Here is a 385-nt window from a genome sequence, read left to right on the forward strand (position 1 = left end):
TTCTTCACGAGGCCGTAGAGGCCGAACGAGGCCGCGAGCGCGAGCGCGATCCACGGCAGGCCGCCCGCGCCCGTGCTGATGACGACGACGGCGGCGACGCCGATGCCGACGGCCGCCCACTGCGCGGGGCGCAGCCGCTCGCGCAGCACGGCGACGGCGAGCAGGACCGTGACGAGCGGGTTGATGAAGTACCCGAGCGCGGCGTCGAGAACGTGGCCGCTGAGGACGCCGTACACGTAGACGGTCCAGTTGGTGACGATGAGGACGGCCGCGACGGCGAGCACGCCGAGCGTGCGCGGGGTGCGCAGCGCGGTGACGAACCCGCCGAGCTGGCGCGTCGCGGCGAGGAGCACGAGGCAGAAGAGCAGGCTCCACACGACCCGGT

Annotated in this window: 1 protein-coding gene; it reads right to left on the bottom strand. The window is 73.2% G+C overall.

Annotation, left to right across the window (positions count from 1 at the left end):
* A partial coding sequence (locus G3I78_RS50710; protein ID WP_164437437.1) for an EamA family transporter occupies positions 1-385 on the bottom strand: 385 nt, incomplete at both ends.

This window comes from Streptomyces sp. SID13726 (genome assembly GCF_010548375.1).
GTDB lineage: Bacteria > Actinomycetota > Actinomycetes > Streptomycetales > Streptomycetaceae > Streptomyces.